Origin of the sequence: Actinotignum timonense, assembly GCF_002860685.3 — a bacterium.
GTDB lineage: Bacteria > Actinomycetota > Actinomycetes > Actinomycetales > Actinomycetaceae > Actinotignum > Actinotignum timonense.
The window spans coordinates 765,282-785,341 of the sequence record NZ_CP136960.1 but is presented as its reverse complement, the minus strand read 5'-3'; the positions used below and the strand labels follow the sequence as shown (position 1 = coordinate 785,341).

At 64.7% G+C, this 20,060-nt stretch carries 12 protein-coding genes; 9 read left to right on the top strand and 3 right to left on the bottom strand.

What is annotated here, in order from left to right; translation table 11 throughout:
• Positions 1-124: 124 nt before the first annotated feature.
• Genes CYJ17_RS03210 through CYJ17_RS03200 form a run of 3 tightly spaced genes read right to left on the bottom strand, consistent with a single transcriptional unit; the run spans position 125 to position 3,148 of the window.
• Entirely contained in the window at positions 125-1,711 is a 1,587-nt protein-coding gene (locus CYJ17_RS03210; RefSeq protein WP_234984419.1) for an ABC transporter ATP-binding protein, read from the bottom strand.
• Positions 1,708-2,568, bottom strand: coding sequence for an energy-coupling factor transporter transmembrane component T family protein (locus CYJ17_RS03205; RefSeq protein WP_087070012.1), 861 nt, complete (start codon positions 2,566-2,568; stop codon positions 1,708-1,710). Before CYJ17_RS03205 ends, CYJ17_RS03210 begins: the two co-directional genes overlap by 4 nt.
• Positions 2,569-2,581: 13 nt before the next feature.
• Entirely contained in the window at positions 2,582-3,148 is a 567-nt protein-coding gene (locus CYJ17_RS03200; RefSeq protein WP_016441893.1) for an MptD family putative ECF transporter S component, read from the bottom strand.
• 354 nt (positions 3,149-3,502) lie between these two features.
• Between CYJ17_RS03200 and CYJ17_RS03195 the strand changes: the two genes are divergently transcribed.
• From CYJ17_RS03195 to CYJ17_RS03155, 9 genes are all read left to right on the top strand, one after another.
• Complete coding sequence (locus CYJ17_RS03195) at positions 3,503-6,169, top strand: Cna B-type domain-containing protein (protein WP_101595251.1); 2,667 nt, start codon at positions 3,503-3,505, stop codon at positions 6,167-6,169.
• Positions 6,170-6,373: 204 nt separating this feature from the next.
• Positions 6,374-7,777 (top strand): cytosine permease, encoded by a 1,404-nt coding sequence (codB, locus tag CYJ17_RS03190; RefSeq protein ID WP_087070014.1) that lies wholly within the window; start codon positions 6,374-6,376, stop codon positions 7,775-7,777.
• Between the two features lie 51 nt (positions 7,778-7,828).
• Positions 7,829-9,178 (top strand): cytosine deaminase, encoded by a 1,350-nt coding sequence (gene codA / locus CYJ17_RS03185; protein WP_087070015.1) that lies wholly within the window; start codon positions 7,829-7,831, stop codon positions 9,176-9,178.
• 737 nt (positions 9,179-9,915) lie between these two features.
• Complete coding sequence (locus CYJ17_RS03180; RefSeq protein ID WP_087070276.1) at positions 9,916-10,992, top strand: IS110 family RNA-guided transposase; 1,077 nt, start codon at positions 9,916-9,918, stop codon at positions 10,990-10,992.
• A gap of 208 nt (positions 10,993-11,200) precedes the next feature.
• A complete protein-coding gene (locus CYJ17_RS03175; RefSeq protein ID WP_159454972.1) occupies positions 11,201-12,001 on the top strand; it encodes a TetR/AcrR family transcriptional regulator in 801 nt (266 codons plus the stop codon).
• Complete coding sequence (locus CYJ17_RS03170; protein ID WP_101595654.1) at positions 11,998-14,589, top strand: YhgE/Pip domain-containing protein; 2,592 nt, start codon at positions 11,998-12,000, stop codon at positions 14,587-14,589. The genes CYJ17_RS03175 and CYJ17_RS03170 overlap by 4 nt, the downstream gene beginning before the upstream one ends.
• A gap of 187 nt (positions 14,590-14,776) precedes the next feature.
• Complete coding sequence (locus CYJ17_RS03165) at positions 14,777-16,651, top strand: ABC transporter ATP-binding protein (protein ID WP_087070017.1); 1,875 nt, start codon at positions 14,777-14,779, stop codon at positions 16,649-16,651.
• Positions 16,644-18,518 carry an ABC transporter ATP-binding protein gene (locus tag CYJ17_RS03160; protein ID WP_234984420.1) on the top strand — a complete coding sequence of 625 codons (1,875 nt, stop codon included), beginning with the start codon at positions 16,644-16,646 and terminating at the stop codon, positions 18,516-18,518. Before CYJ17_RS03165 ends, CYJ17_RS03160 begins: the two co-directional genes overlap by 8 nt.
• A gap of 225 nt (positions 18,519-18,743) precedes the next feature.
• Positions 18,744-20,012: an ATP-binding protein gene (locus CYJ17_RS03155; RefSeq protein ID WP_087070018.1), complete on the top strand. Its 1,269-nt coding sequence runs from the start codon at positions 18,744-18,746 to the stop codon at positions 20,010-20,012.
• Positions 20,013-20,060 lie beyond the last annotated feature (48 nt).

Here is a 20,060-nt window from a genome sequence, read left to right as displayed (position 1 = left end):
GACGTTGATCCCTGAGGGCACGTACGCGCGAAGCACGCGCGTGCGGGGAAGAAAAATTAGGCGCGCCATCGACGCCAGCCGGCGCCCAGCGCCGCAAGCTTTGCACAACCCGTATCCATACCCGTCACTTTAGCAGGCCGAATAGTTCGGCGCGCTGCGTTCCACTTTCCGGATCCCGCGGCTCCAGATGCAGCTCATTATCGGCCACCTCGTTAATGAATTCCGGATCGTGGCTGATCACCAGGACCGTGGCTCCGCGCGCTGCAAGCGCGCGGATGTGAGTGGAGATGGAGTGGAGGTGCCGATAATCCACCCCGGAGGTCGGTTCGTCAAAGACATAAAAGTCGGCGTGTGCCACCGTTGCATTGGCGACGACGAGGCGCTGCTTCTGCCCGCCCGATAGAGTAGCCGGATGCCGGTCCGCTACCTCGCCTAATCCGAGGTCGGCCAAGACCTGCTCGATCCGGTCCGCGCTCACCCCGGCATTCCCCAGCGCCACTTCCCCGCGCACGGTTTCCGCGAACAGCTGGCGGGTGACATCCTGCATGACCAAGCTGGAATGGCGCAGCCGCTCGCGCCCCCGGCACACTTTCCCGCCGAAGGAAATTCGCGCACCAGATTCCGGATGCGCCAGCCCGATGAGCACCCGGGCCAGGGTGGTTTTCCCCGCCCCGTTGGGCCCCGTCACCGCGGTGACCTGCCCGGCCGGGATCTCCACCCGCTCCAGATTAAGCACCTCGTGGGGCCCGTAGGCAAAGCGCACCGCCTCGGCCACCACGCCCGGGGTGGTGGGCGCGCTGGCCGGGGTGCCGGCGTCGTCGCCCTTATGCGCGGTGGCGGAAACGCGCGCCGCACGTTCGGGTACCCGCAAGGTCCGCAGGCCCAGACCGATGCGTTCGGTTTCGTCCATCGCAAAGAAATCCGCAGCGGCGTAGCGCCCGGTGATGCGCCCGCCGTGCATCACGACGACGCGATCCGCTACGCCACGCAGCGGGTAGAGGCGGTGCTCGGCGATGATCGTGGTCCAGCCGCGGGCTTTGAGGGCGCGTACGACCTGCGCGAAATGCCCGACCATCTCGGGGCTGAGGTTGGAGGTTGGCTCGTCGAAGAGGAGGATGCGGTGCGGGCCGACCAGCGCGGCAGCGCTCGCCACCAATTGCAATTCGCCCCCGGAAAGCTGGGCGAGGCGGCGCGGGAGGAAACGCTCAATATTCCAGGTGGTGGCAGCGTGGGCGATGCGTTCGGCGATGAGCTCAGGGGCGTCCCCGGCGTTTTCGCCGGCGAAGGCGAGTTCCTCGAGGACTTTCGCGGTGAAGAATTGCGCGCGCGGGTTTTGGAACACGGTGCCGGCCGCGCGCCCGAGCTCCTGAATCGGGGTGGCGGTGGTGCTAAGCCCGGCCAGGCGGACCTCGCCGTGCAGCTCGCCGGGGTAGAGCTCGGGGATGAGGCCGTTGAGGAGTTTGAGGATCGTGGACTTCCCGGAGCCGGACGGCCCGGTGATGAGGGTGCACGAGCCTTCCGGGAAGTCGAGGTCAATATCGCGCACGCCGCACTCGGTGGCGGGTAGCTCGGGATCGCTCTGGTAGGTGAAGGTAACGCCGCGCAGGTAAGTGGCGGAATCCGCGGTTGCAGAAGCAGACGCTGCGGTGCCCGCGGTTTCGGGAGCCACGGAACTCTGGGCATCGGGGGCTTGCTGATCGGGCGCGCTCATCGCACTCCTCCCGGGGTGAAGCTGATATTGGCGAGGTAGTAGCGCGCCACAATGAGGGCCGCGATGACCGCGAGCCACAGCGCATCCACCCAGGAGAAACGCAGGCGATGCAGCGAGGTGGGGCGGGTGCGCGAGCCGAGGCCGCGCAGGGTTCCCGCCGCCGTCATATCATCGGCAATGCGGGCGCAGGAGGACAGCAGCGGGACCAGGATAAATTCCAGGTAGCGCAAGGGATGGAACACGGCGCTCCAGCCCATGGCCAGGCCGCGTAGCGCCATTGCCTCGCGCACCGCCCGGTATTCGGAAACCACGATCGGCAGGAAACGCAGCAGCACGGTGATCGGTGCGGTGACCGCCACCGGGATACGCAGGGCGCGCAGCGCGGCCACCAGCTCGCCGGGCACCAGCACCGTGAGGGCATACCCGGCCAGGGCGGCCGCCGCGCATAATTTGAACATCCAGAACCCGAAAGCCACGAAAAAGGCACCCAAGGCGGAGGCCCCGGTGAGGCTCGGGAGGAAAATAAGGAACATCCAGAAGGATTCCACCACGATAATGCCGAGGGCCAGTTTCACCCGCCCGTTACTCACGAGCGCGAGCGCGGCCACCAGCACCACGATGACCGCGAGCAGGAAACTGCCGCGCGTCATGACCAGCGCATTGCCCACCAGCACCAGGAGGAGGACGGTGCGCGGGTCCGGGCGCCAGCGCCGGCGCTCATCCAAGCTCAGAATCCCGCCGGCATCAAGAACCGCGGGCGCGCCACTGTCGGGCTGAGCTGGCACACCGGTAGCGGAAGCGAGCGGGCCGCGAGCACGCGGGCCCGCGGCGTCGTCGTTAAAAATTGTGGAATCCACCGGAACCTCGCAGCTAGCGGGCGATACCGGACGTGCGGAAATGGCGGCGCAGCACCGAATCACCGAAGAAACCGCCGATAATTCCGAGCACGAACACGGCCACGCCCCAGATGGCAATCATGGTTGGGGAGAGGAACCAGCGCAGGCCGTCGGCGTACTCGGTGCCCATGGAGCCGGCGATGTACTGGTAGTAGCCTTCCGCGTCGGTGAGAACCGGGAACCACGGGGCGACGTACCACAGCGACATCAGCGCATAGCCGAGGATCTTGAGGTAACGCTTGCCGCGGGTGAAGAGATAATCGCCTAACAGCCCCAGGCCGAAGGTGAGCAGCACGGTCACCCACGGATGCCCGGTGAGCACCATAAGTGCGCCCACGAGCAGCGCCATAAGCCCGAGGGTGCCGAATTTCGGGGCGCGTGCTTTGAAGAGGAAAACGACGACGCCGTTGGCGATAATCCCCAGCGCGTAGCCCACGAACATCATCGCCGGGTTGATGACGCCCAGCATTCCGAAGCCGAAAAGAACAACGAAGTAGATGGCGGTAAAAACGCCAATGTTAATAAAGTCTTTAGTTTTCACGGTGAGTCACTCCTGAACGAAGTAGTGAGAACGAATCAGGGGCGGATTAGGGCACCCTAACTTGAACTTTCGGGGATTAACTGTAGCGCGATCTGAGCGTGCGTCAATAGGACGTGTGAAATACGGGCGAAATGCGGGGGTGGTGGGGTGGATTCACGGCCATTGCGGAAGCCTGCGCCGGGCGGCACGCGAGGCGAAAATGCGCCGAGCCGCGAAACGGAAATGCACCGAGCCGCGAAGCGCGCCACAGCGTCTGCACAAGCGCCGTGAAACGGGTAGCCTAAATCTGTATCGATTTTCAATCGCTCGCGCCAATGGTGGTGTTGCGCCACAATCGTACCGAAGGAGGAACCTGTGACCAGAAAAATCTCCGGCGCCCTCATCGCTCTTATTTTTGGCTTGCTCGCGGCCATCGCGCCCTTGCCGACCGCGCTCGGGGAGCCAAATCCGCCGGGCGAAACCACCGCATCCACGTGGGACGAGCTCATCACCACCGCTTCCCAATCGGGTGATATAAGCGCGACTCTTTCCCATAAGTTGGGTCTCAGTGCGGATGCGCCGGTACTGCGGGTTCCGGCCGGCACCCAGCTCACCCTCACCGGCAGCGGTGAAATCACCGGCGCGGATCTACCCGCGATCCAGGTGGACAAGGGTGGTTCTCTCACCCTGGCCGGCCCTTCGTTTACCCGCACGCAATTCGTGGTGGAGGGCACACTCACGGTGAGTGCCGGCTCGATTCACGATACGGCCCTCACCGGCCCGGTTATTTTCGTTAAGGGCGGGGAACTCAATATCAGCGGCACCGCTGATTTCTCGCGTAATTCCAGTGCGCCGCAGGGTGGCACGCTCGGGCCGAGCGGCGTCGTCGCCAAAAAATATGCACCGATTACCGCCTACGGCGGAACCATCAACGTGAGTGGCGGCACCCTCACCGAGAATTCCGGCCTGCAACTGGGCGGCGCTATTGGGGTGTGGGGCAGCGCGGAGCAGCCCGCAAAACTCGCGATCAGCGGGGGTACGCTCAGCAAAAATACGGTGAGCCACCCGGAGTTCAACGGTCTCGGTGGAGCGGTCTTTACCGAAGGTGCCACCGTGGAGCTCAGTGGCGGCACCCTGAGCGAAAATGCCACCGAAATCGGCGGGGCTATGGCGCTTATGCACTCCCCCTTCACCATGAGCGGCGGCGAAGTCCGCGGGAACTCCAATGGCATATTCAGGGGCCAGGGTGGCGGTATTCATATCACCGGTGGTGAGGCGAAGTTCACCGGTGGAATCATCACCGGAAATGAGTCCACCGTAGCCGGCGGAGGTCTGCATACATCTCAAGCCACTGTCACTTTGGCCGGGACCTCGTTCACGAATAACATCTCCGGCGAATCCGGTGGTGCGCTCGCCTTCCGGTCGAATAGCCAGGTCACTCTCACCGCCGGGCTTATTAGCGGAAATACGTCCCGCGGATTCTGGGGCGGTGCCGGTATTTACAACGAGAAAGGCTCCACTCTCACCATCCACAACGCGGTTATCCGCAATAATGAGATCGCGGAAATGCGGCTGGTCGGAGCTGGCAACCGCCCGCCGAGCCCTCAGGGCGGCGGGGTGTGGAACTGCCCCACCGGCCGGACCACTATGAATATCACCCGAGGCGTGGCTATTTTCGATAATTCCGCGCCCGATGCTGGAACAGAGAAGCAATACAAGGGCGCCGGCGATGACTTCTTCAGCGTTGCCAAACACGAATTCGATAACCCGACGCCCGTTGCGGGCCAGCCGGTTGTGGTAAGCGAGCGGATGCTCGGCGGTTCCCCGCGCGCCTGGTTCCAGGATGGCTCCGCCTACGGCATTCACACTAATTGGCCCGCGGAGAAACAGCTGCTGCGTTACCAGGAAGGCGGGCAAAATACCCCGGTTCCCTTCGGCCAACCCATTAATGACAATAAGGCTTTCAAGTCGGTGCCGAGCGCGGAGGCAAAAGCCCTGGCTGGGCAGCTAGCTAGCGTTATTATCGAAAACAATCACGCCACCGGCATTGGCATTAGCGGCGGCGGCATCGCCAATAACGGCGAGCTGATTTTCGGCGAGGATGACATCTGGACCCTGCGCGTCACGAAGGCCTGGGAGGGCGACGACGCCGCCACCCGCCCCGAGTCCATCACGCTGGACGTGCTGGTCGGCGGGCACAAACTCCAGGAAATCACCCTCACGGCCGCACAGCAGTGGACGGCCGAGATCGCGAACTTCCCCAACCCGGCCACGCTCATCGACGCGGCCACCGGCAAGCAACTCCCCATCGAGTTCCGCGAACACGGCGCGGAAAATTCCCCGTACACGCTGCGCACCACCGCCACCACGGCGGACGACGGCGCGAAGCTCTACACGGTGGCACTCACCAACACCATGTCCACCGAGGTTTCGGTGGCGAAGAAATGGAACGACGACGCCGCGCCTGCCGGGCTGCGCCCCGATAAGGTCACGGTGGAACTCCTGGATGCGGGCCAGCCGGTGGGTCAGAGCTTGGAGCTGAGCGCCGCGGGTGGATGGACCGGGAAGTTCACGGATCTCCCGGTGTACCGCGAGGGCCGCAAGGCGGTGTACTCAGTACGCGAAGTGCAGGTTCCTGGATACACAAGCGTGATCAGCGGGGATGCGGCCAGCGGGTACGTCATCACGAATACTCATACACCGCCGCCACCCACCACGGAGCCGCCGGCGCCGCCAACAACTCCGCCGGCGCCACCAACGACGGAGCCTCCGACTCCGCCAACCACGCCGCCTACTCCGAGCGTGCCGCCGACGACGGAACCGCCCGCTCCGCCGACCACTCCCCCGGTGCCGCCCACGGTGCCGCCGAGCACGCCTCCGGTAACTCCACCGGCCAGCACCCCGCCGAGCACCCCTCCGGCGAATCCGCCGCGGATTGTGCGCACCGGTAGCGACGCTCGTTCCGGAGCGGCCCTCGCAGCCACCGCGCTCGTGGCGGGCCTCGGAATCCTGGCCTGGCGCCGCATCCGCATCGAGCGCTAAGCGCGCCCTGCGCCAGCTCACGGGGGTGGTACATCGCACTGCGATGTACCACCCCCGCCGTCGTCGTACCTCTTAATGGGCATTATCCGACTGAGACCCGTTTCACGCCGAAAAAATTTCCCTCCGCCCCGGGAGAGGAATATGCTATTGGCAATTTGAGCCAAAATCAGGCAGGCTCAGGAAAATTCGGAGGCACACTCACTCATGTCCGTGACGGAAACGAAAATCCCGACCGCCACTCAACCGATTGATCACCCTATCGATGGGAATCTCACCATTCCCGCCAGTTCCGGAATTCCCGATAATCCCGGCCTTTCCGGTATTCCTGATTCCGCAGGAGTTAACAACCGGCCGGACGAGGATTTCTCATTCGGAGTTGTTCCCACTTCAAGCCGACGTTCCTTTTGGGCCGTCGGCTTTGTTATGCTCGGCTTCACTTTCTTCTCCGCGTCCATGTCCGTCGGAGCGAAGCTCGGCATCGGCCTAGACCTGGGCGGCTTCATCGCCGCGGTCTCCATCGGCGGCGCGATCCTGGCCACCTTCACCGGGGCGCTGGCCTACGTGGGCGCGAAAACCGGGATGGGCGTGGACGAACTCGCCCGCCACTCCTTCGGCCGCTTCGGCTCCTTCCTCCCCTCCTTCCTCATCGCCTTCACCCAAATGGGCTGGTTCGGCGTGGGCGTGGCCATGTTCGCCATCCCGACCGCGGAAATCCTCAATATTAACCCCTGGCCGATTGTGCTCATCGCCGGCGGCCTCATGACCGCCTCGGCCTACTACGGCATCAAGGCCATCGAAATCGTGTCCTTCATCTCCGTGCCGCTTATCGCGGGCCTCGGTACCTACTCGATGGTGACCGCCACGGTGGACGGCGGCGGGCTCACCCGCATCTTCGCGAACACCAACGGCATGCCGGTCATGGTGGGAGTTGGCCTGGTGGTCGGCTCGTTTATCTCCGGCGGCTCGGCCACCCCGAACTTCACCCGCTTCGCCGGCTCCGCGAAATCCGCGGTTATTACCACCGTCATCGCCTTCCTGCTGGGCAATACCCTCATGTTCTCCTTCGGCGCGGTGGGCGGGGCCTTCACCGGCAAGGACGACATCTTCTACGTCATGATCGCCCAGGGCCTGGCCATCCCCGCCCTCATCGTGCTGGGCGCGAATATTTGGACCACGAATAACAACGCCCTCTACACCACCGGCCTGGGCTTCGCGAATATGACGAAGCGCCCCAAGAAGCCGCTGGTCATCATCGCCGGCATCCTCGGCACCCTGTGCGCGCTGTGGCTCTACGACAACTTCGTGGGCTGGCTGAGCTTCCTCAACGCCACCCTGCCCCCGATTGGCACCGTGCTGGTGGCCGACTACTTCGCCAACCGCCGCGCCTACCAGGCCATCGTGGAGGCCGTGGAAACCGGGCGAATTTCCGCCGCGGATACCTCGAATACCTCGGCGACCCGCGCGGTGGCCTGGCCCGCGGTGATCGCGGTGGCGGCCGGGGCGCTGGTGGGCTGGACCATCCCGGTGGGGATTGCCTCGCTCAACGCTATCGTGGCCACGCTGGCCGTGTTCTTCGCTGGCCGCGGCGTCGTCGCAAAAATGAAGTAAGCGCCCGCGCGCTGCACCGTAACGTATCGCACGCACCCGAAAGGAGCACCCGTGAGCACCCAGATTTTCCGAAATCTGCGCGTCGAAAACGCTGAGCACCTCTCCGATATCACCGTGACCGACGGCGTCATTACCGCGATCACGCCCGCCGGGCCGGTTGCCGGTTCCGCCGCAAGTCCCGCCGGGACCGGTTCGCGTGACGGCGCCGGTTCGCCCGCCCCCGTTTCCGGCACCCCCGTTTCCGGTACGACGGCGCAGCCGAGCCACGCGCCGGCCGCCACCGTCCGCGACTTTGGCGGGCGCCTGGCCCTGCCGCCCATCGTGGAATCCCACGTGCACCTGGACACCACAATGACCGAAGGTGACCCGCACCCCAACGAATCGGGCACCCTCTTCGAGGGCATCGAAATTTGGTCGCAACGCAAGGCGAAGCTCACGGTGGAGGACGTCAAGGAGCGCGCCATGCGGGCGATCCGCCAGCAGGTACGTTTCGGCATCCAGTACATCCGCTCCCACGTGGATATCAACGACCCGAACCTCACCGCGCTGCGCGCCCTGCTCGAACTGCGCGAGGAACTACGCGACCGCGTCACCTTGCAGCTGGTGGCCTTCCCGCAGGAGGGCATCGAATCCTATCCGCACGGGCGCGAACTGCTGCGCACCGCCGCCGAGCTGGGCGTAGACGCCATCGGCGCCATCCCGCATTACGAATTCACGCGCGAATACTCGGTGAGCTCGCTGAATTACGCGGTGGGCCTCGCGCAGGAATTCAACCTCCTCATGGACGTGCATTGTGATGAGATCGACGACGGCGCTTCGCGCGGCCTGGAAACCCTGGCGACTCGGGCCTACGAGGCGGGTATCGGGGAGAAGGTCACGGCCTCGCATACCACGGCGATGCATTCGTATAACAATGCCTATTTCATTCGGCTGCTGCGACTGCTCAAGATGAGCGGAATCAATTTTGTATCCAATCCGATGGTCAATACCCACCTGCAGGGGCGCACGGATACCTATCCGAAGCGCCGCGGGGTGACCCGGGTCAAGGAGCTGACGGAGGCGGGTATCAACGTGTCTTTCGGGCAGGACGATATCGTCGATCCGTGGAATCCGCTGGGCACGGGCTCGCTGCGCGACGTGACCCTCATCGGGCTGTACGTGACCCAGATGATGGGGGCCTCGCAGATCGATCATTCCTATCGCTTCATCACCCATAACGGCGCGCGCACCCTCCACCTGCCCGATTACGGCATCAAGGTGGGTAATCCCGCGAACTTCATCGTGCTGGGGGCGCAGTCCTGGCGCGAGGCCCTGGCTTTCCACGCCCCGGTGCTGGCTTCCTACCGGCGCGGCGAGCTGCTTTTCGAGTCCACTGAGCCGGAGCGCGCCTGGCATTTGTAGGCGGTTGGTTGTGCGCCGCGCGCGGCGCGCGCTTCGCGCGGGCACGGCGGCGCGCGGGCCTTTTTCTCCCGGACCCTCGGCCGAGTGACAGGCCGGGGGTTCGGTGAATTTAAGCCGGTGGGCGGGCCTGCGAACGACAGGCACCGACCGCCCACCATCACGCCGGCTTACAAAGTGGTACTGGAGCTACAGCCAACACCCGGTTTTCTGTCGTGGAGTACCACTCTGTCAGGCCCGATGCTCTCCAGTACCACTCTGTCACCGCACCGCGGGCCTGGTGGCCAGCCACCACCCGGAGCCGATCTGGCAACTGGCGGCCCAGGCCCGTCCAGCCCGGGCCCGTCCAGCCCGCCCCGAAAACAAAGTGCGCATAAGAGCACCGTTTCGGAGCGATTTCGTGTCTCTTACGCGCTGTGAGACTTGTGTGTAGCTGATCTGGGATCGGCTGGCAGGATAGATCATAGCCACGGTGGCGTGCCCCGCTTACGCGCTGACCTGCCCGCACCAGGCCTAAACAGCCTGGAAAACACGCGGGAGTGTCTTGGAAGTGACATGGCCGCCACCATGGCTATGGCCTGTCCCGGCCGGTTCATACTGGCCTGATTAGAAGCACGTCCACCAAGAGTGTGACTCTCCACAGTGATGCCGATGAACCAACCCTGAAAAGGAAAACGAACTCCCGCCAGGGCGCCGGGACAGACACCCGATAGACACAACCAAGAAAGGGCTGTATCCACATGGCAATTGTCGCACACCACTACACATACGTCATCGGGGTGGACACCCACGCGAAAAAACACGTGTTCTCCATCCTGGAATGCCCCACCGGCATCGAGGTCATCAACCAGGCCTTCGCGAACACCACGCCCGGGCATACCCGAGCCGCCACCTGGATCACGAAACACGCCACTAAGGACACCGCTAATGTGCTTATCGTGGTGGAAGGCACTGCCTCGTATGGGGCCACCCTCACCCGTTTCCTTCAAGGCAAGGGCTATACCGTGGTGGAAGCACCCCGCCCGGACGGGAAGGGCCGCTACCAACCTAAAACCGATAAGATCGATGCCTACCACATCGCCTGGCGGGCCTTGAAACTCGAGGAAAACGCCCTGACCATCCCCAGGCAAGGCACAGAGCGTGAAGCCTTACGTATCCTCATGGCAAGCCGGCGCCAACTCACACGCACGAAAACCGCGCAAATAAACGCCCTAACCGCACTCGTGCGGACAATCGATGTGGGGGTGGATGCCCGCCGGCCTCTCACTACCGCCCAGATTAGCGGCCTGGCTAGGTTAGAGAATGTTCCTGGTGAGGATATCCAGATGGTGATCGCTAAGCAAGAAGCCCGGCGTTGGGCTCAAAGTATCCTCGACCTTGGAAAGTGTCTGGAGGAGAATTTGGGGCAGATCAAGATGATTGTCCAGCTAGTGGCCCCGCTTTTACTTGATTTACCGGGAATAGGGCCTTTTGCTGCCGGGCAGATCATTGTCTCGTTTTCCCATGCTGGGCGTGTTCGTAGTGAGGCGGCTTTCGCTTCCCTAGCGGGTGTGTGTCCGATTCCGGCGTGTTCGGGTAACACGGTACGTTATCGGCTTAGTCGGGGTGGGGATCGGGCGTTGAATTATGCTTTACATATGGCGGTGTTAGTGCGTATGAGGTCGGATGAGGAAACCCGGGCGTATGTGGAAAAGCGCCTTGGTGAGGGGAAAACGAAACGCGAGGTTATACGTGTGCTTAAACGCTACCTGGCCCGGCGGGTGTATCGCCTCTTGACCAGGCATATGCGTGCCGAGGAAACCGTACTTGCCTCTTGACAACATATAGAAGCGTCACTTGACGAGGGTGATGGTCCGAAATGCGCACTTGAGGAGGAGGGAGACCAGGCCGACTCACAAAATGTACATGGGTGACTGTTTTTCCGAGATGCACTTCGCATGTACGACATCTGCACTACAGCTCGGAAAACACCTACCACCCCGCCTCCCCTTGCGCCGCCTATTTTACATGTGTAAATTAGGCGGCATGAGAGAGGTACACACAGACGCTCCCAACGGCGGCACGAGCGGAATGCCGAACGCAGATCAGCACAGCATCCTTGGCCCCGCCGCAAACCAGCACAGCCCCCTCGGCCCTGCCGCAGACGATCCGCGGGCCCGGCGCTCCTACGATGCGCTGGTGCACGCTGCTGGCGCGCTCATTGATAGCGGCGCGGCGATTGATGATCTCACCGTCTCTTGGATCACGCGGGAAGCCGGGGTCACCCGCCCCACTTTCTACCAGCATTTTTCTGGGATTAGCCAACTGGTGCGCGCCGTCGTTCTTACACGGCTCCACGCAATTTTTGACGCCACCCCGGTGCCAACCTCAGAAGAACCGTCGCTCGACGTACAGCTGCAGGTGCTGCTCCCCATGCTCACCACTCTGTTGGAGCACCGCCACCTCATTGCCGCGGCTCTCACCAGTTCCGCGGCTCTCGGGAGCGCAGCCCCGATTATCGCGGCGATTCGTGATCGCCTGCTCAGTGCCCCGGCCATTCGCGCCCGTGGCCGTGTCATGTTCGGTACGCCGACACCCGAAAAACAAACTTCGGGCGACGGCGCGCCTGCGCCTGCGACCGCTAAATCAAGCATGCCCGCCGGGGCGAACGGCGCCTATCCCCCGCCCTCGAAAGCGGAGATGGACTTCGCTTCCATGGTGGCGGCCGGCCTGCTCTGGCGCGTGCTCCACTGGATGACCGAGGAACCCGCCGACCCCGATGATCTTCCCCGCCTCGCTACCGAAGTGGGCAGTTTTACCCGCGCCGCCTATGGAGAACACTCATGAGCGAATCACGAAACACCGCCCCGCAGCCGGATACGACGCCGCGCACCACCGCGGAAACCGGGCAGGCCGCGCCAGCCGCGCATACCGCGCCGCGCACCGCGGAAACCGGGCCGGCCGCGCCGTCCGCGCAGCCGGCTCCCGCCCGCAGCTGGCGGGAGCGCATCCGCCCCGCGATTATTATGTTTGGGCTCGCCATTATCCCGATGATCTACGCGCTGATTCTCACCGGCGCCTACGATGACCCCCTCGGCAACCTCAATGAGATCCCGGCCGCGATTGTGAACGAGGATCGCGGCACGCAGCTGGACGGCTCCGAGGTGAACCTGGGCGCAAGCATCACCACCAAGCTCTTGGAAACCGAGGAACGCCAGAACTTCCAGTGGCGGGAATACTCCGCCGCGGAGGCCCAGCAGAAACTGGCTAACGGCGATATTTACGCGGTGCTCAGCATCCCGGCGTCGTTTTCCAGCGATGCCACTTCCGTGGCGCGCGGCCCCGGGGCCGCCACCCGCGCCCGGCTCTCCTTCGTCACCGACGATGCCCTCAACTATATTGTCGGCAATGTGGGACGCGTCATCGCCTCCACCGCCACCGCGGCGGTTTCGGAGAAGGTGTCGGCCGAGTACCTTGATGGCATCTACCTTTCCTTCGGGACGCTGAGCGAGCAGCTGAGCGCCGCGGCGGGCGGGGCCGGAGAGCTGGGCGCTGGGCTGCGTGACGCGGCCGGCGGCGCAACTCGGCTCGCGGAGGGTGCCGGCCAACTGGCCGAGGGCACCGGGAGCCTCGCCACCGGAACGGAAACTTTAGCTTCCGGTGCGGGGCGTATGAACGACGGCGCAGCTCAGCTCGCGGCCGGTGCAGGCGATGCCGCGGGCGGGGCCAGCACCCTCAGCGAGGGGGTTTCCCAGGTAGCCGGTGGGGCCAATGCCGCGAGCCTTGCGGCCGGCCAGCTCCGAGATGGTGCGGAGCGCAGCGCCGCGGGCCTGGATACCTTGGCGGCCGCCAGCCAGGATGTGGCGGCGGGCAGCCAGAAAGTAGCGGAGGGGAATGCCGCGCTGGCGGAGGGAGCCAACCGCGCCCTTGCCGGTGCGCAGCAGCTGGGCACCGGCGCGGAGAAACTCAGCGGCGGGCTCGGCAGCCTCAATGACGGATTGAGCACCCTCATCGCGATGTACGATGTGCTGCCCCCGGAGGTGGTTAAGGCGAAGCTCGCTGAGGCACAGGCTGGCACCGCGCAACTTCTTGAGGGATCTACCCAGCTCCAGGGCGGGATAGCTGCCCTCGTCGGTGAGGAAACTGGAACGGCGAGCGGGTCCGGTGCGAATAGCGATAACGGAACAGGGAGCGGACCTGGCGCGGGCGCCGCCACCGGCGCGAGCGGCGAGCCTGGCGCGGGTGCCGAAAACGGCGGGTTGAGCGCGCTCGCCAGCGGGGCGCAGGCCGCGAGCGCCGGGGCGGCACAGCTCAAGGACGGTGCCGCCCAGGTGGCCGCGGGTGCGCAGCGTGCCGCCGCGGGAGGCCAGCAAGCCCTGGCCGCCACCACGGAATTCGGCAGTCAGCTCGATATCCTCGCCTCTGGTAGCAGCCGCGCCGCAACCGGTGCCACCCAGCTCGCAGAAGGCACCGCGCTCCTCGCTACTGGAAGCGGCGAACTGGCCGCCCGCGCCCCCGAACTCGCCGCCGGGGCACGCGCCGCCCACACCGGTGCCACCCAGGTAAGCAGCGGCGCCACCGCCCTCGCGACCAACCAGGAGACCCTGCGCGACGGCCTGCACACCCTGCGCGCGGGCGCCGCAACCCTGGAAGTGAAGCTCTCCGAAGGTGCGGAGAAAATCCCGGTCTACACCCCGGGCGAATCGGAAACGATGCAGCGAGTGGGGGCCACCCCGGTGGAATTGAGCACCACCCGCGCCCATCCCGTCGGTGATTTCGGTGCGGCAGTGGCCTGCTACTTCATCGCGCTGGCGATGTGGGTGGGCGCTATCGGCCTCTATCTCATGAAGCCACCTCTCTCGCGCCGCCTGGCGGCGGCGCGCGTATCCGGGCTGCGGCTCGGGCTCGGTTCGGTTGCTAGCGGGGCGCTCATGGGAATCGTGCAGGCGGGCCTGCTGGTCGGGATACTCCACCTCTTCGGGAATGTGGATCTCATCAACCCGGGCGCCACCCTGGCCATCTGCGTCACCTCCTCGATTGTGTATATCGCGATCAATCAGGCACTCATTGCGCTTTTCGGCGCCCCGGGTCGTTTCATCGCGCTCCTCATGATCGTGATCCAGCTGGGCGCGGCCGGCGGCATCTACCCGGTGGAAACAGCGCCGGGCTTCTTCCAGGCTGTCCACCCGCTGCTGCCCGTCACCCACACGGTTAACGCCCTGCGCGCCGCGATTGCCGGTGGCCCGATTGACAGCGCGACCTACGCCGGCGCGCTCGGGATATGGTTCGCCGCTTCGGTGCTGGCCACCGTCCTTGCTGCCATCATCAAAATACGCCGCGATGGCCACGCCGGCGCGTCCCGGCCCCGCGAGGCGAAAGCCGGTAGCGGCGTCGTCGTACCAAAAAATGAGGAGGCGCCCGCCGCGGCGCGGTAAAGCGCAGGAGCACCGCGGCGCGGTAAAACGCTACGGCACAGTAAAGCGCGGGAGCGCACGCCGGGCCCGCACCCCCCCGTACCGTAATTTCTGAGTCCTATTTACCACGAAGTAAGGGAAGCCTAATATGGAGGTGCTCCGCAGATCGCCCGCGGGGCACCTCTCCTACTGTTCGCGGAGGAATGGGATGACGGCTCAACTCACCCACGCAGATGCCGGCACCGCCCCGAACGGCGGCGTCGCCACGCGTGTCGATACGTATAAAGAAAAACGCGCGCAAGGACAGCGCGCCCTCAAAGAACTCATGGCGCCGATTGCCCCGCGCCTGGCGCTCGGCCGCTTCGTGGCGGTGTGCTCCTCGCTCGTGGCCGTGGCGCCGTTTATTGCGCTGGTGCGCATCGGCGATATTCTGCTGCCGGCCTGGCGCGCGGGAACACCGATAGATACCGCGGCGCTCAGCTGGAATGTGAAACTACTTGCCGGGGCTTTTTGCACCCAGCTGCTCCTCTACTTCCTGGCGCTCACCATCACGCATTTCGCGGATCTCACATTGCGCGGCCTGCTCCAAGAGCGCATTATCGCGCAGATTTCGCGCGCGCCGCTCTCGTGGTTCTCCCGGGCGCGCTCCGGGCAGATCCGCAAAGCCATCCAGGCCGATACCACCACGCTGCACACCCTGGTGGCACACGCCCCGGTGGAAACCACGGCCGCGGTAGCCACCCCGCTCGCCCTCGTTATTTTCGCTTTTACCGTGAATTGGCGCCTGGGGCTCCTCACCATCATCCCGCTGCCCTTCTATTTCGCGGCGCAAATGTTCATGATGCGCGATATGGGCGAAAAAACCGCGGAGATGGACGACCGGCTCGGCTACCTCGCCGCGCGCGGGGTGGAATTCGTGGAAGGCATCCAGGTGGTCAAAAGCTTCGGGAAAGTCGGTCACGCGCATCGCGCTTTCGCGCGCGCCGCCGATGATTTCGGGAATTTCTACTGGGACTGGTGCGGGCCGCTGCTCAAAGGCTCCGCGCTGGCGATGTCCTTCATTTCCGCGCCGGTGGTACTGCTCGTCAATATGGGGCTCGGCTCGCTGATCCTGGCCGCCGGCGGCGCCACCCTCCCCGAGGTCATCGCCTGCTCCCTCATCGGCCTCATCGTGCCGCTCACCTTCGACACCCTCTCCACCAGCATGTGGTCCTACCAGCTGGCCGGGAATTCCGCGCTGCGGATTATCGAGGTGACGAGCGTGGAACAGTTGCCGCAGCTGGAAGCCCCCGCGGAAAATCCCGCAGCCCCCGCGGCCGCGGGCACCGGGGAAGCCGCGGGCGGCGTCGTACCCGCGCATGTGGTTTTCGAGAACGTGAGCTACTCCTATCCGCGCGCCGGGCGCACCATCCAGGCGCTCGACGGCGTGTCTCTCACGCTGCGCCGCGGCACCGTGACCGCGCTGCTCGGGCCCTCCGGTTCGGGCAAATCCACGCTGGCGACCATGCTCGCGCGCTTCCGCGATCCGGATAGCGGGCGGGTGCTCCTCGACGGGCGCGACCTGCGCACCCTCCCCGAAAAAGACCTCTACGCGCGGGTCGCTTTCGTGCTCCAAGACGCGCAAATGCTGCGCATGTCCGTGCGCGATAATATTCGCCTCGCGCGCCCCCATGCCGACGACGCCGCCATCGAGCAGGCGGCCCGCGCCGCCAATATTTGGGAAGATATCTGCGCCCTCCCCAAGGGGCTGGACACGGTGCTCGGGGAAGATACCACGATGTCCGGGGGTCAAAACCAGCGCCTGGCCATCGCGCGGGCGCTGTTGGCCGACGCCGATCTGCTTATTTTGGACGAGGCGACCGTGGCCACCGATCCCCAATGCGAAGCGGAAATCCAAAGCGCCCTCAACCGTTTGGTGGCCGGGCGCACCGTGCTCGTAATCGCGCACCACGCCGAATCGGTGCTCGGGGTGGATCAGGTCTGCATTTTGGAACAGGGGCGGATTTCCGCCCTGGGCACCCCGGACGAGGTAGCCACGCATCCCTTCTGGGTGCGGCTCATGGAAGGACGCGAACATGCCTAAGAACTCTGAGGCCACGAATACCTACGGCGGGCGCGCGGGCGGCGGGCACACGAACACCGCGAGCGCACCCACCACGTACGGCGGGCACACGCATACCGGGCGTTTCTCCGATCCGCTCCTCGTGCACGCCTACGGCTCGGTCCTCACCGAGAAAGGCCACGGCTACTACCGCCGCTCGATTATCCTGGTCATCCTTTCCGGGATGATCGAGGGCCTGGCGCTGCTCACCGTGGTGCCCCTGGCGCTGACCTGGTCCACCGGCACCCCGACCCTTGGGCTCGGCGTGGGCGGCTGGATGAGCGTGCTTGCCGGACTCGCGGTGACCGGCCTGCTCACCGCCTACGTTCAGGCGGTCATGGCCTACACCGCCGCCATGGACGTGATCCGCCACAGCCTCAGCCTGCTGGGCGACCAGCTTTCCCGCCTGCCGCTGGGATGGTTCCGCTCCGGCTGGGCCGGCACCCTCTCGCGCCTGGTCACCGACGGCCTCATGGCCATCGGCCAGGGCATCGCCCATTTCACTACCCCGATTATCCGCAACGCCACCGCAGCTCTGGTGCTGCTGGTGGGGATGTGGATCTGGCAGTGGCAGCTGGGGCTTGCCCTTACGGTTGCGTTCCCGCTGCTGTGCGCGCTGGCCGGCGCGGCCCGGGTTTTACGACGCCGCTCCGAGCTAGCCACCAGTGCTACCGAAAGCGATCTGGCTGACCGGATCGTGGAATACGCCCGGTGCCAGCCGATCCTGCGGGCCACCGGCCAGGCCGCCACGTTCGCGCCGCTCCACACCGCAGTGAACGCGAACCTCGCCGCCCAGCGCCGTTCGCTGTGGCTGGGCATCGGCGCGAATCTACTTTCCGGGGTGGGCGCGCAGCTGCTGGTGGTCAGCCTCATCGCGCTAGCGGTGCACCTGTGCACCGGCGGGCTGCTCAACCCGGCCGCTACCCTCGCCTTCCTCGGGGTGGCGCTGCGTTTCATGCGGAACCTGGAGGATTTCACCGCTTTCGTGATGGCGACCGAGGTGGCTCGCACCCCGCTCGACTCCATGCGCGAGGTGCTCGATGCACCTGTCCCGAGCGAGCCCGCCAGCGACGTCGCCCTTCCTACGCCCGGCGAAGTTGCCCTCCGCGACGTTCGTTTCGGGTATCGCGCGGATACCCCGGTGCTGAACGGCGTGAGTTTCACGGCCCGCCCGGGCACCCTCACCGCGATTGTGGGGCCATCGGGGGCCGGCAAATCGACCCTGTTCCGGCTCATGTGCCGGTTCTGGGACGTGGACGGCGGCAGCGTGAGCATCGGTGGCGTGGATGTGCGTGATCAAACGACGGCGCAGCTCATGGCGCAGTTGTCCATGGTGTTCCAGGATGTTTATCTGTACGACGACACCCTCGAAGCGAATATTCGGGTGGGGCGCGAGGGCGCCACGGATGCCGAAGTGCGGGCGGCCGCGGATATGGCCGGGGTGAGCGATATTGCCGCGCGGTTGCCGGGCGGTTGGGAGAGCCCGGTGGGCGAACGCGGCGGGATGCTATCGGGCGGGGAACGCCAGCGGGTATCCATCGCGCGGGCCCTGCTCAAGCACGCTCCTATCGTGCTTTTCGATGAGGCCACCTCGGCCCTCGACCCGGAAAATACCGCCGCTATCCGCGCCTGCATTCAGCAGCTGCGCCAGGAGGCAACGGTGCTGGTGATCGCCCACAAGCTGGAAACGGTGCAGGGTGCGGACCAGATCGTGGTACTCGACGCAGGCGGGACCGTGCGCGAAGTGGGTACGCACGCCGAGCTGCTGGCAAACGGCGGGCTGTACCGGAAGTTCTGGGAGGATCGACGGCGCGCGGCCGGCTGGCAGCTGGGAGCCGCGGCGGATTAGTACCGGCCTGGCGGAATGCCGCCGCCTCGGCGAAATAGCGCCGCTTCGGCGGCGGAGTGCCGCTCTTCGCGCGCATATCGCGGGCCCGCCGGTGCGTTTCAAAACGCCCGGCGGGCCCAATCCTATATTTTGCAACCTACCAGGGCTACATTTTGCAACGTAGCGAGCCTACAAAATGCAACGTAAGAACTCTACATTTTGCAACCCACCTTCTAGACTAGGGTTATGGACACGGAAGCAGTTGCAGGAATCCCCTATCTTCCCCGGGCTCTGGACCGCCTGGTCACGCGGGCTCTCGCCTCGTCAGGCGCGCTAGCCATTGAAGGTCCGCGCGGCTGCGGAAAGACGATGACTGCACTGCGTCACTGCGAATCCGCCATTTTCTTGGACACTCCGCAGGCGCAGCAACTCGCGCAGATAGCTCCGGATGCTCTTCTGGAAGGCGAACGCCCGCGACTCCTCGACGAGTGGCAGCTCAATCCAGACCTGTGGAATATGGTGCGCCGGGCGGTGGATTTCTCCCCGGGCTTCGGGGATTTCATTCTCACCGGCTCTTCTGTTCCGGCAGATGACATCACACGCCATACCGGGGCCGGGCGTTTCACCCGCATCCGCCAGCGCACGATGACCTGGCAGGAAAAGGGGCGCAGCTCGGGCGCGGTATCCCTCGACAAGCTCCTCGCCGGGGAGCCCGTTTCCACGAACCTCAGCACGCCCCCTCTCGATTCCGTGATTGAGGCCCTGCTACACCCAGGCTTCCCCGGAATGCTTGAGCTGGAAGGCGAGGCGGCGTCCTTCGCGCTCACCAGCTACCTCCAGGAGATTGCGCGTGCGGATATTCCTAGGATTATTACCTTGCGTCAAGACCCGCAGCTCATCTTGCATCTGCTTCGGGCCCTGGCTCGCTCGGTGGCAACCGAGGTCTCCATCGCCACTCTCAAAAAGGATCTGGACGCGGTTTTCCCCGCATCAAGTCGGCAAACGGTATCCACTCTTCTGGATACCCTCCAGCGGCTTTTCGTTGTTGAGGCGGTTCCAGCCTGGTCGGTTCGACTTCGTTCCAAAGCCCAGTTGCGGCTGTCACCCAAGTATCACCTGGCCGATCCGGCGCTCGCCTGCGCGGCACTTGCCGCGGATAGCTCGGCACTGCAGCGAGATCTAGAAACTCTCGGATTTATTTTCGAGTCCGCGGTTGTGCACGATCTCAGCGTTTTTGCCGAGACGCTGGGCGGGCACGTGCGGCATTATCGCGATTCCTACGGCCATGAAATCGATGCGGTGCTGGAATTCCCCGGAGGTGTGTGGGCGGGCATCAAAGTCAAACTCGGAGGCGGGCAGATCACCCAGGGCGCGCACGGTCTCAAAAAAGCAGTTGATCAGATCGCGCCGGAACGCGGCGAACCCGCTTTCCTTGCCGTCATTACCGGCACGGGAATAACCGGGCCCGCAGCCGAGGGCGTTATCACTTTCCCGCTCAGCGCACTGGGCCAGTAACGCTACGCATACTCATACCCACCCCCGGATTTTCAAGCATTTACAAGG